Raw genomic sequence first — 16,167 nt, forward strand, 5'->3', positions numbered from 1 at the left:
GCCGCCAGCCTCTGGACTCACATGGCGCAAAGCGCCATTTGAGGGGCAGGGAGACATTCGGGAGAGAGAGCATGACCGCCAGCATCGTCGGATGGGCGCATACGCCGTTCGGGAAGTTCGACGCCGAGACCGTCGAGAGCCTTGTCGTCAAGGTCGCCAATGAGGCGATCGCCGACGCCGGCATCTCGGCCGGTGACGTCGACGAGATCGTGCTCGGCCATTTCAACGCCGGCTTCTCGCCCCAGGATTTCACCGCCTCGCTGGTGCTGCAGGCCGATCCGGCGCTGCGCTTCAAGCCGGCGACCCGGGTCGAGAACGCCTGCGCGACGGGCTCGGCCGCCGTGCACCAGGGCATCCGCGCCATCGCCGCCGGCGCCGCGAAAATCGTGCTGGTCGTGGGCGTCGAGCAGATGACGCGCACACCGGGCCCGGAGATCGGCAAGAACCTGCTCAAGGCGTCCTACCTGCCGGAGGACGGCGACACCGTCGGCGGCTTCGCCGGCGTGTTCGGCAAGATCGCGCAGGGCTATTTCCAGAAATACGGCGACCAGTCCGACGCGCTGGCGCTGATCGCCGCCAAGAACCACAGGAACGGCGTCGCCAATCCCTATGCTCAGATGCGCAAGGATTTCGGCTTCGAGTTCTGCCGCTCCGAGAGCGAGAAGAACCCTTACGTCGCCGGCCCCCTGAAGCGCACCGACTGCTCGCTGGTGTCCGACGGCGCCGCCGCTCTGGTGCTGACCGACAGCGAGACCGCGAAGTCCTTCGCCAAGGCAGTGAACGTGCGCGCCACCGCGCACGCGCAGGATTTCCTGCCGATGTCCAAGCGCGACATCCTCGCCTTCGAGGGCTGCACCGTGGCCTGGCAGCGCGCGCTGGAGAAAGCCGGCGTCACGCTGTCCGATCTCTCCTTCGTCGAGACCCATGACTGCTTCACGGTCGCCGAGCTGATCGAGTACGAGGCGATGGGCCTGACGCCGCGCGGGCAGGGTGCCCGCGCCATCAAGGAGGGCTGGACGCTCAAGGACGGCAAGCTGCCGGTCAATCCGTCCGGCGGCCTGAAGGCCAAGGGCCACCCGATCGGCGCCACCGGCGTCTCCATGCACGTGATGACCGCCATGCAGCTCACCGGCTCCGCGCCGGAAGGCATGCAGCTCCCCAACGCCAAGCTCGGCGGCATCTTCAACATGGGCGGTGCGGCCGTGGCCAACTACGTGTCGATCCTGGAGCCAGCGAAGTAAGGCTCAACGACCGTCTATCGTTCGTCATCGCGAGCGAAGCGACTTGTCCGCCATAGCCCGAAAGGCGACGGCGGAAGCAATCCAGGGCCGCGCGTGCCGCTCTGGATTGCTTCGTCGCTGCGTTCCTCGCAATGACGGTGATACAGGAGAGCTTCCGCGATGCGGAAGCTCTTTGTCATTGACTGGTCCGATTGCCCATCATGATCATCTCCACCGAACGCCTGACCTTGCGCGAGTGGCGCGACGACGATCGCGCGCCGTTCGCGGCGATGTCCGCCGATCCGGCCGTGATGCAATTCCTCCGCGCGCTGCCAACGCGGCAGGACTCGGACCGGTGGATCGATTTCCAGATCGTCCATCAGGCCGCGCACGGCTTCGGCTTCTGGGTGGTCGAAGACCGCGCCACCGGCACTTTCCTCGGCGCCACCGGCCTGTTCCGCGTCGCCTTCGATGCGCCGTTCACGCCGGCGGTCGAGATCGGCTGGCGGCTGGCGCGCGCGGCCTGGGGGCAGGGGATTGCGACCGAGGCGGCGCGGGCGTCGCTCACGTTCGGCTTCGATGAGCTCGGCCTCCACGAGATCAGCGCCTATGCCGCGCCGGCCAATCAGGCGTCACAGAACGTCATGCGCAAGCTCGGCATGATCAGGGACGAGGCGTCGGATTTCGATCATCCGCGAGTCGAGGCGGACAGCCCGTTGCGCCGGCAGGTGATGTACCGGCTTCCGCGCGAGGTGTGGGCCAATGCCTCGCGCTGATCTCTCCTCCCAGTCATTCCGGGGCATTCGCGCGCAAAATGGCGAAGCCATTTTGAAGCAGCGCGAATGAGCCCGGAATCCATAACCACAGGACGAGGTGTGTCGAAGGCAGGCGCCAAGAGCATCTCGCGCCCCACGGCCGGTTGTGGCTATGGATTCCGGGCTCGCGCTGCGCGCGCCCCGGAATGACGGAGGGAGGGAAGCCACGCGTGCATCAGCTCCGCCACACCTTTTCCTCGCTGAACCCCAGCTCGGCGAAATCCTTCGCCCGCAAGCTTGAATCATCCGCAGGGAAAAACTCGTCGAGCTGCGGCGGCTTGACGCTGGTGCTCGACAGCATGGCATGCGCCTGGCCGCGGTGATGGATGTCGTGCTGGAACAGGTGCAGCAGCAGCCGGTCGCAGCGCTCGTTCTGCACCCGGCTCTCGCGGTTGATGCGGACGGTGTCGTCGAGCCGCGCCGGCGTCAGCGCCTCGCAGAAAGCAATCAGCCGGCGGTCCATCGCGCCCTGCGCCTTCGCAAGATCTGCGAGGCGCGGGAACGGCACCTCGTTCTGCCACGCCATCGGGCCGAGCCAGCCGCCTTCCAGCGCGTCGATGTAGAACAGGTCGATGATGTAGATGTGGTTCAGGGTCCGCTGCAGGCTGGGGAAAAAGCCGGTGCGCTCGGCAGCGAAATCCTCGGCGCTGAGCTGGCCGCAGGCGGTCAGCAGCCGGTGATTGGCCCAGGCATTGTTGTAGGCGAACGCGCGGAAGGTCTGGACGAGATCGGCGGGCATTGATCAGGGCACCCCGTGATGGCTCGCCGCAGATCATACGGAACTCCGTGCTCCCTTCACCATCCATTTCGGCGGGCCGGAGCGCATCATCCCCATGCGCTTTTGCGGAACTCTGCCGGGATCGGCCAAGCGGCGATTTTCTCCAGGGCCTTCAAGCTGATTTGGCCTGTCCAGTCCCCTGGTCAAAAAGATTCATGTTTCGCTTTTCCAGAAAATATGCTTCACTCTCCCCATCCTGCTTCGCCACGAGGGGCGCTTCGCGATCGTCACGAACGTTGAGGCAGGGAGGCGGTGGCCGCGACGTGTCGCAGCGTAGCTTGTCTGCGCGGACGAACGGCATGGCGCGGACGTGAAGTCGCGTGGTCCCGGCATCCCGACGCTGATGCCAAGTTCGCGGGGCATGATGATCCCCAAGGACGACGGTGGCCAAAAGCCGGCGCACCGAGGAGAGCGCGAAATAAGCGTGAAAACCATCGCGCAGGGAAGGCCGGGTCGGTCCGGCTGAACCTGTGGTTCTCTCCCCGTGCTTTCTTTCGCACGGGTGCCAGTCGGCACCCGGCCTTCCCTGCGCCCTCTGTTTCGAAGGGGGCGGCTTCGATCAGCACAGCTCGGACAGATCCTGTCGCGAGGCCATCGATGCTTGGGTGCTTGCGAAAAGCAGACCTTGTCTCACTCCGGCATCATCTCGCCGGAGCCGCCGAACTCCGCCGGGAAATCCTTCAGCTTCGGCAGGCCATCCCTGATGGGCAGCACCGTCTCCGCGTAGTTGACGTGCACACCGGGCGTGAACTTCAGCGTCGGAATCGTCGCGGCATAGACGTCGATCATGCCGAGCGGCGGGTGGTCGGTCATCAGATGCCCGCCACACTTGGTGCAGTATTTGCGGTGGCTCATGTCGGTCTTGTGATAGCTGCCGATCGCGTCAGCCCCCTTGGTCACCCGCACGTTCGCAGGCTTCCACAGGGTGAAGGCGTTGACCGGACCGGCCGACCAGGAGCGGCACGACGAACAGTGGCAATAGCCCATCGCCTCCGGCTCGCCATCGGCCTCGATCTCGACCGCGCCGCAGAAGCATTTGCCCTGATAGAGCGTCATGAGTGTTCTCCCTCGTGTTTGTTTTGGATGTTGGACCGGCATGCTGACACACCTGAACGCTGAAATGGAATCCTAGAATGCAGCTCGCGGCGGGGAACATCTGGTGCAGCGCGGCGGTCGTCGTCCGTGATCCGCGACACGGAATGTTGCGGCGGGGGATCTGACGCATGGCCCCATACCCGCGCGGCGGCTTGCTAGGGAACATCAGGTGCCGTTAGCTCTGGCGACAACAAGGATCGAGGGAGCCGACGCCACGATGGGACCGCTTGCGGGCATCAAGGTCATCGACATGACCACCGTGCTGATGGGGCCGTATGCCGCCCAGACGCTCGGCGACTACGGCGCCGATGTCATCAAGGTGGAATCGCCGGAAGGAGACGTCACCCGCAAGATCGGCCCGTGGCATCATCCGGGCATGGGGCCGGTCTATCTCAATACCAACCGCAGCAAGCGCGTGATCTGCCTCGACCTCAAGAAGCCCAGGGGACGCGAGGCCGCGCTGCGGCTCATCAAGGACGCCGACGTCCTGCTCTACAACATCCGGCCGCAGGCGATGGCGCGGCTGAACCTCGGCTATGACGTGGTCTCCGCGCTCAATCCGCGGCTGGTCTATGCCGGTGTGTTCGGCTTCGGCCAGGATGGTCCCTATGCGGCCAAACCGGCCTATGACGACCTGATCCAGGGCGGGGCGGCGCTGTCGCATCTGATGGCGGTCGCCGGTGACGGCACGCCGCGTTATGTGCCCAATGCGCTGGTCGACCGCATCGTCGGCCTGACGGCGGTCGGTGCCATCTGCGCCAGCCTCGTGCACCGTGACCGCACCGGGCGCGGCCAGCGCCTGGACGTGCCGATGTTCGAGACCATGTCGGCCTTCATCATGGGCGACCACATGGGCGGGCTCACCTACCAGCCCCCGCTCGACAAGGGCGGCTATGCGCGGCATTTGTCGCCCGACCGCAGGCCCTACAAGACCGCCGACGGCCATATCTGCGTGATCGTCTACAACGACAAGCAATGGGACGCGTTCTTCACCGCGTCCGGCCGCACCGACCTGCGCGCGGATGACAGGTTCAACAGCTTTGCCCGGCGTGCCGCCAACATCGATTTCGTCTATGCCGAGCTCGCGCGCATCTTTCAGACGCGGACCACGGCCGAATGGACCGATCTGCTGGATGCCGCCGATGTGCCGGTCATGCCGATGCACGACCTCGAAAGCCTGCTGAACGATCCGCACCTCGTGGCGACCGATTTCTTTCCCGTGGTCGAACATCCGACCGAAGGTCCGATCCGCAGCACCCGCGTGTCCGCGACCTGGTCCGAGACCAAGGCCGAGCCGCTGCGTCTGGCGGCACGGCCGAACGAGCATGGCGCGGTTATCCTGCACGAGCTTGGTTTCTCGGACGAGGAGATCGCCGCGATGATCCGCGACGGCGTGACGACGCCGGCGCCTGCCAGGGAGTGAGACGATGGATTTCGCGCTCTCCGCCAACCAGGAATCGATCCGCGATGCGGTGGCCAAAATCTGTGCTCGCTTCGACGATGCCTACTGGCTGAAGAAGGACAAGGAGGGCGGTTTTCCCGCCGACTTCCACAGGGCCTTGGCCGAGGCTGGCTGGCTCGGCATCTGCATCCCGGAGGCGTATGGCGGCTCCGGGCTCGGCATTCTCGATGCTGCGATCATGATGCGCACCATCGCCGAATCCGGCGCCGGCATGTCCGGTGCCTCGGCGATCCACATGAACGTGTTCGGGCTCAATCCGGTCGTCGTGTTCGGGACCAAAGAGCAGTGTGCGCGGATGCTGCCGGGCATCGTCGATGGCAGCGAGAAGGCCTGCTTCGCCGTGACCGAGCCGAACACCGGCCTCAACACCACCCAGCTCAAGACGCGTGCCGTGCGCAAGGGCGACCGCTACATCGTCAACGGCCAGAAGGTGTGGATCTCGACCGCGCAGGTCGCCGAGAAGATCCTGCTGCTGGCGCGCACGACGCCGCTGGAGGAGGTGAAGCGCCCGACCCATGGGCTCAGCCTGTTCTACACCGATTTCGACCGCAGCCGGATCAAGGTGCACGAGATCGAGAAGATGGGCCGCAAGCCGGTCGACTCCAATGAGCTGTTCTTCGAGGATGTCGAGATTCCGGTCGAGGATCGCCTGGGCGAGGAGGGGCGCGGCTTCGACTACATCCTGCACGGCATGAACCCGGAGCGTATCCTGATTGCCGCCGAAGCCGTCGGGCTCGGTCATCTCGCACTGTCGCGCGCGTCGGCCTATGCGAAGGTGCGCAACGTGTTCAATCGCCCAATCGGCCAGAACCAGGGCATCCAGCATCCCCTGGCGAAGAACTGGATGGAGCTGGAGGCCGCGTGGCTGATGGTGCTGCAGGCCGGCTGGCAGTACGACCAGGGCCGGCCTTGCGGCCCGGCGGCGAACGCCGCGAAATATCTCGCCGCCGAAGCCGGCTTCCACGCCTGCGAGCAGGCGGTGATGACCCATGGCGGCTTCGGCTACGCGCGCGAGTATCACGTCGAACGTTACCTGCGCGAATCCCTGATCCCCCGCATCGCCCCGATCAGCCCGCAACTGATCCTGTCCTTCATCGCCGAGAAGGTCCTCGGCATGCCGAAGTCGTATTGAGATGAACTGTTGCTGAAATGATGAACCCAATCGTGATGGACGCACGCTGCCCGCATTCCCTCCCCCCTTGTGGGGGAGGGGCAGGGAGGGGGGTACCCCACGACGACTCCTCGTGCGGCCACCCCCACCCCCGACCCCTCCCCGCAAGGGGGAGGGGAGCGCGGCGGTGCTCTTGGTGCGCCAGATGACCTACGTCACCGGCACCGGTCTCACGCCGTTCGGCAAACACGACGGCCGCTCCTCGCTCGATCTCATGAGCCTGGCCGCGCAGCTCGCGCTCGACGATGCCGGGCTGACGCGGCGCGACATCGACGGCATCCTGTGCGGCTATTCCACGGTGTCGCCGCACATCATGCTCGCAACCGTGTTCGCCGAGCACTTCGGCATCACACCCTCTTACGCCCATGCGGTGCAGGTCGGCGGCGCCACCGGGCTCGCGATGGTGATGCTCGCGCATCACCTGGTCGAAGCCGGCGTCGTCAGGCACATGCTCGTGGTCGCCGGAGAGAACCGGCTGACCGGGCAGAGCCGCGATGCGTCGATCCAGGCGCTGGCCCAGGTCGGCCATCCCGATTATGAGCTGCCGCTCGGGCCGACCATCCCTGCCTATTACGGCCTCGTCGCCTCGCGCTACATGCACGAATACGGCGTCACCGAGCATGACCTCGCCGAGTTCGCCGTGCTGATGCGGGCGCATGCGCTCGATCATCCCGGCGCGCAATTCCATGAGCCGATCACCATCGCGGACGTCATGGCATCGAAGCCGGTGGCGCGGCCGCTCAAGCTGCTCGACTGCTGTCCGGTGTCCGACGGCGGCGCCGCCATCATCATCAGCCGCGAGCCGACCGGAGCGACGGCGGTGCGCGTGCGTGGCTGCGCCCAGGCGCACACGCATCAGCACGTCACGGCGGCGCCGGCCCTGAGCGAGCTCGGCGCCGAGATTGCGATCGCGAAGGCGAAGGCAGCAGCGGGTGTAGACATCAAAGACGTCGACTACGCCGCCGTCTATGACAGTTTCACCATCACGCTCTGCATGCTGCTCGAGGATCTCGGCCTCGCCGGCCGCGGCGAGGCGGCGGCGCGGGTCAGGGCCGGTCATTTCAGCCGCGACGGCGCCGTGCCGCTCAACACCCATGGCGGGCTGCTCAGCTACGGTCATTGCGGCGTCGGCGGCGCCATGGCGCATCTGAGCGAAGCGCATCTGCAGATGACGGGGCGCGCCGGACCTCGCCAAGTCCGCGAAGCAGCGCTGGCGCTGCTGCACGGCGATGGCGGCGTGCTGTCGTCGCATGTCAGCATGTTCTGGGAGCGTGTGCGATGAGCGAATCGTCCGACTGGACCAGGGGGGTTGCAGCGATTCGCTTTCAGCGCTGTGCGTGCTGTGCCCACCTGCAGTATTTCCGCCGCGGCTTCTGCGCGGCCTGCGGCTCGCTTGCGCTCACCGATCACGCGGCGACGGGCGAAGGTACCATCTATGCGGCATCATTGGTCTGTCGTGCCGCGACGCCGGAGACGCGCGCGCATGTGCCCTACAACATCGTGCTGGTGGATATGCGTGAGGGCTTTCGCATCATGGCCCATGGCGACCACGAACTTGCGATCGGCGATCTCGTCATGGCCTGCTTCGTCACCTTCGCAGGCGGCATCGTGCCGTACTTCGGGAAAGTCAAATGAAGATGGGGAACAGAACGACGTCTGAAAAGGTCGACCGCGGGCGGCCGAGGCGGGACGATACGCATGAAAAATTCGTCCCGACCCGGATCGCCGCGCGATTGACACAATACTGTTACGCTACGCCTACTAACTCAAACGCAACTCAACTCGGTCGTTCGCGTGAGCAATCAAGCTCACATTCCTACCTACGGGCGATGAAGAAACTGCGACGCAGAACCTCCAGACAGCCCTTCATCGCCCGTAGAACAGGACGCTGGCGATGACGATCATGGATGTCACCGCCAGCATATGCGCGAGTGCCTCCGACGTTGCCCTCTTAGTGGCTTCCTTCATGCCGTTTCCTCCCTGGACACTGGACACGACTCTCCGTGGCGCAAATACACACGCTACGTCGGCTGGAATTTTACTCGGAACACCCCACTTCGACGTTCGCTTCGCGAGTCCCCACTCGGCGTTCATCGACGGTTCAGAACATCGTCGGGTAATGCGGCGTGAATTGGGCTCGCTTATGGTTGTCCTGCGACCGAGTCCCGGTAACGTTTAGGCGAGCCCGTACAAATACGAGTGATGCGAATTATCGACCGGAAGCTGTTAGTTACTGTGAATTGCAACCTTGAGTATTTGTTTGCTTCGACCGCGTGCGACACGTCGATGACGGACTTCGACGCACTGAAATCAGTCTGCCGCGAGCAGGTTGAGCCGCGCATTGGCGACCGTCAGGCGCTCCGCCAACAGTTGCGCCAGATTGCGCATGATGCGCTCGCCGGCTTTCGGATGGCGCACGCGGAAACGCTCGAAATCCACCAGCGAGATCTCGAAAGCGGTGGCGGAGAAATCCGCGACGACGTCGGCGGAGCGCACGGGCTCCAGCAGTGCCATCTCGCCGAAGCATTGCCCTGCCGTCAGCGTCGCCAGCCGGATGCCGTCGGGCAGGGTGACGTGGACGACGCCGGAGCGCAGGAAGAAAAGCGAGGCCGCAGCATCGCCGGCCGCCAGGATGCGTTCGCCCTGTTGATAGTGCCGGATGGTCGCGAGCGCCGCGAGCTCGTGGCGCTCGTCCGCGGAGAGCCCGGCGAGCAGCGGCTGCTCGGCGAGCTCGGTGGTTTCGAGGAAGTCGATCGCCCCGCCATAGCGATAGACGATCTGGTCCTCGGCCCATTCGATCGCGGCGTCGAGCAGGTAGAAGTCGCGGACGTTCCTGATGTCGCCGGTGCGGGCCGCGATCTCCTGCCATTCCGGCGAGCTGCGGCGGATGCCCGACAGCACGACGGTCACGTCGAAGTCGGCGAGCTCGTGAAACAGCTCGGAAAGCAGGCGCACGCCTGCTTGTGTCATCGCGGTGACGCGATGGAGGTCGACGATGACGAATTGCGGTCGCGTGCTCGCCGCAAGCTGGCGCGAGACGTAGTCGACGTTGGAGAGCGACAGCGTACCGACCAGCTCGAGCACGCGCACCGCGTCCGGATGTGCGGCGAGGATGTTGCGCTCCTGCGCGCGGCGGCTGCGTCGCGACGGGCTGGCGCCGATGTCGTAGTCGGCGATGATCGTGGTGCGCGCATCGTCGGAACGGTTGAGCATGTGCAGGCCGTAATGCGCCGACAGCGCCTCGCAGACCTTGATGCCGCGCACGCTGTTGCCGTGACCGTCGAGCCTGGGCGAATAGCTGCCGAGCCCGAGCCGCGCGGGCAGGCTCGCCAGGATGCCGCCGCCGACGCCGCTCTTGGCGGGAATGCCGACACGGTAGATCCATTCGCCGGCGAAGTCATACATGCCCGACGAGGTCATCACCGACAGCGTGCGCGACACCGCATAGGGCGTCACCACCTGCTCGCTGGTGACGGGATTGACGCCGCGATTGGCGAGCGTGGCCGCCATGATCGCGCAGTCGCGCGCGGTGACGAGCACGGCGCATTGCTGGAAGTAGACCGCGAGCACGTCGTCGACAGGCTCCCTGATGACCTCCGACGTCCGCAGCAGATAGGCGATCGCGCGGTTGCGATCGCCGGTGGCGGCTTCCGACGCGAACACCGCGTCGTCGACATCGAGCTTGCGGCCGGCGAAGCGGCCGAGCGCGTCGCGGATGGTCTCGAAGGCGTCATTCTGACGTGCCTTGCGGATCAGGCCGCTGCACGCGATCGCGCCGGCATTGACCATCGGATTGAACGGGTGGTTCTCGGCATTGAGCCGGATCGAATTGAAGGGATCGCCGGACGGCTCGACGCCGATCACGCGCTCGACCTCGTCAGAGCCGAGCGTATCGAGCGCGAGCGCGAACACGAACGGCTTCGACATCGATTGGATTGTGAACGGCACGCGGCTGTCGCCGACCTCGTAGACGTGGCCGTCCAATGTGGCGAGGCCGATGCCGAAATGCGCCGGGTCGGCCTTGCCGAGCTCGGGGATGTAGTTCGCGACGGCGCCGTCATGGTCGGGCCAGAAGTCGGCATGGCAGGCCGACAGGAAGCGCTGCAGCGGGGGCATCGCGGCCGTCGCCCAATGCTGCGGATGTCGGATCGGCCTCGGGTGGGTGGTCATGGCAAGCTCGGCGGGAACAAGGTCTCGCGCCGGTTATGTCGCAGCCGCGACGGCGCAGCCAGCCCACACTTGTCGCAACGCTGGTCAAATGTTGCCGCTGCTCACCGATTGAGCGGGTTTGCGGGCGCGATGACCGCCCCGTGTTGCCATGCGCGGAAGGCGGTGCCCATCGAAAGCCGGCGCTGCGGTACCGCGCATTGGAGCCGGCGACGATCGTCCCTCCCGCATCCTGCAGCCGATTGCCTGAGGAGGCCGAGTCTTGTGCCAACACGCTGAAGAATGGCGGGTTTTGGAGACGGTCTGCTGTTGTGACGGCAAAACGGCTGGGCTAGCTTGTTCAATAAGCGGAATATCATTCCGCATGACGGAATTGGTGGGAAACGCATGGGACGACGGTCTGAGCGATTGAGCAGGGGCAGCATGCTGCCCGGAGATCTCGCCGGCGAGGGCGAGGTCATTCAGGTGGTGTCGCGGGCGTTCGACGTGCTTCGCTGTTTCGAGGGGCACGAGGCGCGGCTCGGCAATCTCGAAATCTCCAACCGCTGCGGCCTGCCGCGGTCGACGGTGTCGCGGCTGACGCACACGCTGACGCGCATGGGTCAGCTGGTCTACCTGCCGCGCGATCAGAAATACCGCATCGGCCCGAGTGCCGTGGCGATGAGCACGTCGATGACCAGAGGCTTGCAGCTGCGCAATCTGATCCGGCAGCGGCTGCAGGACGTCGCCGAGCAGTTGCCCGGCACCGTCGGCTTCGTGATTCCCGATCGCTTCCACCTCGTCTATCTGGAGTTCGGCCGCGCCGCGAATGCGCTCGGCCTGCATGAGACCACGGGCAGCCGCATCTCGATGGCCTCGACCGCGGCCGGTCATGCATATGTCGCCGCGCTCGAGCCGGAGGTCGGCGACGCCTTGCTGGCCGAGATGGAGCGCGAGATGCCTGACGCGGCCAAGCTGCTGCGGCCACGCCTCGAGCACAACAGACAGTTTCTCAAGGAGCATGGCTACGTCGTGGCCTGCGGCCTGTGGAGCCCGCACATCAATGGCGTCGCGCTGCCGCTGTGGTCGCCGCAATACCAGACCTATGTCGTGCTCACGATCGGGCTGTTGTCGGCGATGTACGACGAGCAGCGGCTGCATGACGAGGTCGCCCAGCCGATGCGCGAGCTCGGCCGCAGCATCGCCGCGCTGCTGCAGGGCGCGGAAGCCGACGTCTTCAACAACCGGATGGACAGAAAACCGCTCCAGGTGAACGCGAAGACTAACCACAAGAACAAGACCATCACCGGGGCAGGGGGAACGAATGAGTTGGCAGCCGGAGCTCGAGGAACTGGCCCGGCGCGAAGCCTTCGCGCGGGAGATGGGCGGGCCTGACAAGGTCAAGCGTCAGCACGACCAGGGCCGCCTCACCGTTCGCGAGCGCATCGACGGCGTCGTCGATCCCGGCAGCTTTCACGAGATCGGCGCGGTCGCCGGCCTCGGCGAGTATGACGAGCAGGGCGAGCTCAAGCACGTCACGCCCGCCAATTGCGTGTTCGGGCGCGCCCGCGTCGACGGCCGCACCGTGGTCGTGGTCGGCGACGATTTCACCGTGCGTGGCGGCTCGGCCGATGCCTCAATCGCCGCCAAGCCGTTGATGGCGGAGGAGATGGCGCACGACTTCCGTCTGCCCATCATCCGTATCATCGAGGGCTCCGGCGGCGGCGGTTCGGTCAAGACGATCGAGACCAAAGGCGCGGCCAATCTGCCCGGCGGCATCGGCGGCAATCGCTGGTACCGCTACACGACCGAGAACATGTCGCTGGTCCCGGTGGTCGCGCTCGGCCTCGGCTCGGTCGCGGGGCTTGGCGCAGCGCGGCTCGCGGCGAGCCACTACTCGGTGATGACCAAGCAGTCGGCGATGTTCGTCGCCGGGCCGCCGGTCGTGAAGCGGCTGGGCCAGGACCTCGGCAAGATGGAGCTCGGCGGCGCCGACATCCAGACCAAGGCCGGCGGCGTCGATCATGCTGTGGACACCGAGGCGGAGGCGTTCGCCTGCGCGCGGCGCTTCCTGTCCTATCTGCCGTCGTCGGTCTACGAGCTGCCGCCGACCTTGCCTTGCACCGACGATCCGCAGCGCGTCGACGAGCAGCTCATCAGCGCGGTGCCGCGGGATCGCCGGCGCGTCTACAAGATGCGGCCGATCATCGAGTCCGTCGTCGACAACGGCTCGTTCTTCGAGGTGGCGCAGAACTATGGCCGTCCGATCATCATCGGCCTCGCGCGGCTCGAGGGCCGCGCGGTGATGGTTCTGGCGAGCGATCCCTATCACTTCGGAGGCTCGTGGACGGCGGACGCCTGCCAGAAGGTGATCCGCTGGGTCGACTTCGCCGAGACCTTTCATCTGCCGATCGTCTACCTGATGGACTGTCCCGGCTTCATGGTCGGCCTCGAGGCGGAGAAGGCCGCGACCATCCGCCACGGCGTGCGCGCAATGGCGGCGGTCAACCAGTCGACGGTGCCGTGGTGCACGGTGATCGTGCGCAATAATTTCGGCGTCGCTGGCGTCGTGCATCAGCCGGCCGATCGATTCTCCATCCGCTATGCCTGGCCGTCGGCCCATTGGGGCTCGCTGCCGCTCGAGGGCGGCATCGAGGCGGCGTATCGCGCCGAGATCGATGCCGCGCAGGATCCGAAGGCCAAGCTCAAGGAGATCGAGGAGCGGCTGACCAAGCTGCGCTCGCCGTTCCGCTCGGCCGAGAAGTTCTGGGTCGAGGAGATCATCGATCCCCGCAAGACGCGCGCGCTGCTGTGCGAGTTCGCCCGCCTCGCCGAGCCGCTGCGCACGCCCGGGCCGCCCACGGCGATGACGACGCGGCCGTGAGCTTACGCCGCGGCGGGCTTCGCCTGCCGCGCGATCGCCAGCGCCAGAAGCGCCGCGACGATGCAGAGCGCGCCGGCGGTGAAGAACGCCGGCAGGTAGCTCTGGAGCAGCGTGCGCGACAGGCCGGCGCCGAACGCGGCGGTGCCGGCGCCGAGCTGATGTCCGGCGAACACCCAGCCAAACACCAGGTTGGCCCGCTCGGGCCCAAACCGCTGCGCCGTCAGCCGCACCGTCGGCGGCACGGTGGCGATCCAGTCGAGGCCATAGAACATCGCGAACAGCGACAGGCCATAGAACGAGAAGTCGGTGAACGGAAGGAACAGCAGCGAGAGACCACGCAGGCCGTAGTACCAGAACAGCAGCCAGCGATTGTCGTACCGGTCCGACAGCCAGCCCGAGACGATCGTGCCGACGAAATCGAACATGCCCATCGCGGCGAGCAGGCTCGCCGCCTGCACCTGAGGAATTCCGAAGTCGAGGCACATCGGGATGAGATGCACCTGGACAAGGCCGTTGGTCGAGGCGCCGCAAATGAAGAACGTCGCAAACAGCATCCAGAACACCGGCGCCCGCGAGGCGTCGCGGAGGGTGCCGAGGGCGGCGGCGAGGATCGGCGTGGTGACGGGCGAGGGGGCGGCGATCGGGTCGGTGCCGTTGTCGCCATAGGGCCGGAGGCCGAGATCACTCGGGCGATCGCGCATCAGCAGCAGCACGGCGGTGGCGGAAACGCCGAGCATGATGCAGATCAGCCCGAGCGCGACGCGCCAGCCGAGCCGCTCGGTGAGGCTGGCGAGCAGCGGCAGGAACACCAGCTGTCCGGTCGCGACGCTGGCCGTGAGAATGCCGACGACGAGGCCGCGCCGCGCGACGAACCAGCGCGTGGCGATGGTCGCGCCCAGCACCAAGGCGGTCATGCCGGTGCCGATGCCGATCACGACGCCCCACAGCAGCACGAGATGCCAGACCTGGCTCATCGCCAACGACGAAAGCAGCGCGGTGACCACGATCAACTGGGCCAGCAGCGTGATGTTGCGAAGGCCATAGCGGTTGAGCAGGGCGGCGGCAAACGGCGCCATCAGCCCGAACAGCACGAAGCGGATGGAGAGCGCCGAGGAGATCTCCGCGGTGCTCCAGCCGAATTCCTGCTGGAGGGGCACGATGAACACGCCGGGGGCGCCCACCGTGCCGGCGGACACCAGGGCCGTGAAGAACGTCACGGCGACCATCACCCAGCCGTAATGGATGTTGCGCCGTCCAAGGATCGCTGCAAGTTGGTTCGAGATCATGAGGCTCTCAGTTCGATGGGGTTGCGCGCCCATTCTGCCAGGGCGCCCAAATGACATAAATGGCTAAGTTCCCTCGTTTCAGGACATCAGGGTCGCTCCACGGCGATCGCAGTCGCCTCGCCGCCGCCGATGCACAGTGCGGCCACGCCGCGCTTCAGCCCGCGCGCTTTCATCGCATGCAGCAGCGTCACGATCAGCCGCGCGCCGGTGGCGCCGATCGGGTGGCCGAGCGCACAGGCGCCGCCGTTGACGTTCAGCCGGTCACGCGGGATGCCAAGGTCGCGCTGCGCGGCCATGGCAACGACGGCGAAGGCCTCGTTGATCTCGAACAGGTCGACATCCTCGACGCGCCAGCCGACCTTGTCGAGCAGTTTCCTGATCGCCGGAATCGGCGCCGTCGTGAACCATTGCGGCTCCTGGCTGTGGGTGGCGTGGCCCTTGATCTCCGCGATGACAGGCAGCCCGTCGCGATCGGCACGCGACCGCGCGGCGAGCACGAGCGCGGCGGCACCATCCGCGTTCGCGGAGGACGCTGCGGGCGTGATCGTGCCGTCCTTGCGGAACGCCGGCTTCAGCGCCGGGATCTTCACCGGATCGACCTTGAGCGGATGCTCGTCGTTGGCGACCAGGCGCGGGCCGGATTTCTCGACGATCGTGATCGGGGCGATCTCGGCCTTGAACGCCCCGCCTTCGACCGCCTTGCGCGCACGCGTCAGCGTCTCGATGGCGTAGGCATCCTGGTCGGCGCGGGTGAACTGATAGGCCTCGGCCGTGGCCTCGCCGAAATCGCCCATCGAGCGTCCGGTCTCATAGGCGTCCTCCAGGCCATCCAGCATCATGTGATCGAGGATCCGATCGTGGCCAGCACGATAGCCGCCGCGCGCCTTGGTCAGCAGATATGGCGCATTGCTCATGCTCTCCATGCCACCCGACACGACGATCTCGGCGGAGCCCGCCCGAATGACGTCGTGCGCCAGCATCGCGGCCTTCATTCCGGAGCCGCAGACCTTGTTGATGGTGGTGGCGCCGGTGGCGTCGGGCAGGCCGGAACCGCGCGCGGCCTGCCGTGCCGGAGCCTGGCCCTGGCCGGCCGACAGCACGTTGCCCATGAACACCTCCTGGACCGCATCGGGCGAAACGGTGGCGCGTTCGAGCGCGGATCCGATCACGTGCGCGCCGAGCTTGTTCGCACTCAGCGGCGAGAATTCGCCCATGAAACGGCCCAACGGCGTGCGGGCGGCGGACAGGATCACGACGGAATCGGACGAGGCCATGACAAGGCTTTCTGATGAAATATGATAATCATCATA

The 16,167-nt window shown here is 66.1% G+C and carries 13 protein-coding genes; 8 read left to right on the forward strand and 5 right to left on the reverse strand.

Annotated elements, in window-relative coordinates; translation table 11 throughout:
* Nucleotides 1-71: 71 nt before the first annotated feature.
* A complete protein-coding gene (locus QX048_RS28285) occupies nucleotides 72-1,241 on the forward strand; it encodes an acetyl-CoA acetyltransferase (protein WP_315749736.1) in 1,170 nt (389 codons plus the stop codon).
* A gap of 200 nt (nucleotides 1,242-1,441) precedes the next feature.
* Complete coding sequence (locus QX048_RS28290) at nucleotides 1,442-1,996, forward strand: GNAT family N-acetyltransferase (RefSeq protein WP_315827390.1); 555 nt, start codon at nucleotides 1,442-1,444, stop codon at nucleotides 1,994-1,996.
* A gap of 214 nt (nucleotides 1,997-2,210) precedes the next feature.
* On the opposite strand, the gene QX048_RS28295 is transcribed toward QX048_RS28290, so the two are convergent.
* A complete protein-coding gene (locus QX048_RS28295) occupies nucleotides 2,211-2,774 on the reverse strand; it encodes a DinB family protein (RefSeq protein WP_315827391.1) in 564 nt (187 codons plus the stop codon).
* A 669-nt stretch (nucleotides 2,775-3,443) separates the two neighbouring features.
* Complete coding sequence (locus QX048_RS28300; protein ID WP_315749742.1) at nucleotides 3,444-3,869, reverse strand: GFA family protein; 426 nt, start codon at nucleotides 3,867-3,869, stop codon at nucleotides 3,444-3,446.
* 256 nt (nucleotides 3,870-4,125) lie between these two features.
* Between QX048_RS28300 and QX048_RS28305 the strand changes: the two genes are divergently transcribed.
* The 4 genes from QX048_RS28305 (at nucleotide 4,126) to QX048_RS28320 (ending at nucleotide 8,176) form a co-directional block, all read left to right on the forward strand.
* On the forward strand, nucleotides 4,126-5,331 hold the full coding sequence (locus QX048_RS28305) for a CoA transferase (RefSeq protein WP_315749743.1): 1,206 nt from the start codon (nucleotides 4,126-4,128) through the stop codon (nucleotides 5,329-5,331).
* Nucleotides 5,332-5,335: 4 nt separating this feature from the next.
* The gene (locus tag QX048_RS28310; RefSeq protein ID WP_315714448.1) at nucleotides 5,336-6,502 is read left to right on the forward strand and encodes an acyl-CoA dehydrogenase family protein; all 1,167 of its coding nucleotides are present in this window, start codon (nucleotides 5,336-5,338) and stop codon (nucleotides 6,500-6,502) included.
* A 184-nt stretch (nucleotides 6,503-6,686) separates the two neighbouring features.
* On the forward strand, nucleotides 6,687-7,823 hold the full coding sequence (locus tag QX048_RS28315; RefSeq protein WP_315714961.1) for a thiolase family protein: 1,137 nt from the start codon (nucleotides 6,687-6,689) through the stop codon (nucleotides 7,821-7,823).
* Nucleotides 7,820-8,176, forward strand: a complete 357-nt coding sequence (locus tag QX048_RS28320) for a Zn-ribbon domain-containing OB-fold protein (RefSeq protein ID WP_315714447.1) — start codon at nucleotides 7,820-7,822, stop codon at nucleotides 8,174-8,176. Before QX048_RS28315 ends, QX048_RS28320 begins: the two co-directional genes overlap by 4 nt.
* A 675-nt stretch (nucleotides 8,177-8,851) precedes the next feature.
* Here QX048_RS28320 and glsA read toward each other — a convergent pair.
* Nucleotides 8,852-10,711: a glutaminase A gene (gene glsA / locus QX048_RS28325; RefSeq protein ID WP_315827392.1), complete on the reverse strand. Its 1,860-nt coding sequence runs from the start codon at nucleotides 10,709-10,711 to the stop codon at nucleotides 8,852-8,854.
* Nucleotides 10,712-11,095: 384 nt separating this feature from the next.
* On the opposite strand from glsA, the gene QX048_RS28330 reads away from it, so the two are divergent.
* Complete coding sequence (locus QX048_RS28330) at nucleotides 11,096-12,082, forward strand: IclR family transcriptional regulator (RefSeq protein ID WP_315714445.1); 987 nt, start codon at nucleotides 11,096-11,098, stop codon at nucleotides 12,080-12,082.
* Nucleotides 12,012-13,571 carry an acyl-CoA carboxylase subunit beta gene (locus QX048_RS28335; protein WP_315714444.1) on the forward strand — a complete coding sequence of 520 codons (1,560 nt, stop codon included), beginning with the start codon at nucleotides 12,012-12,014 and terminating at the stop codon, nucleotides 13,569-13,571. Before QX048_RS28330 ends, QX048_RS28335 begins: the two co-directional genes overlap by 71 nt.
* Nucleotides 13,572-13,573: 2 nt before the next feature.
* Here the strand turns inward: QX048_RS28335 and QX048_RS28340 are convergent, their stop codons facing one another.
* Entirely contained in the window at nucleotides 13,574-14,857 is a 1,284-nt protein-coding gene (locus QX048_RS28340; RefSeq protein WP_315827393.1) for an MFS transporter, read from the reverse strand.
* A gap of 86 nt (nucleotides 14,858-14,943) precedes the next feature.
* A complete protein-coding gene (locus QX048_RS28345) occupies nucleotides 14,944-16,131 on the reverse strand; it encodes an acetyl-CoA C-acyltransferase (protein WP_316159494.1) in 1,188 nt (395 codons plus the stop codon).
* Between the last annotated feature and the right edge of the window lie 36 nt (nucleotides 16,132-16,167).

It is taken from the genome of Bradyrhizobium sp. SZCCHNS30572, assembly GCF_032484415.1.
In the GTDB taxonomy this organism is placed as follows: domain Bacteria; phylum Pseudomonadota; class Alphaproteobacteria; order Rhizobiales; family Xanthobacteraceae; genus Bradyrhizobium.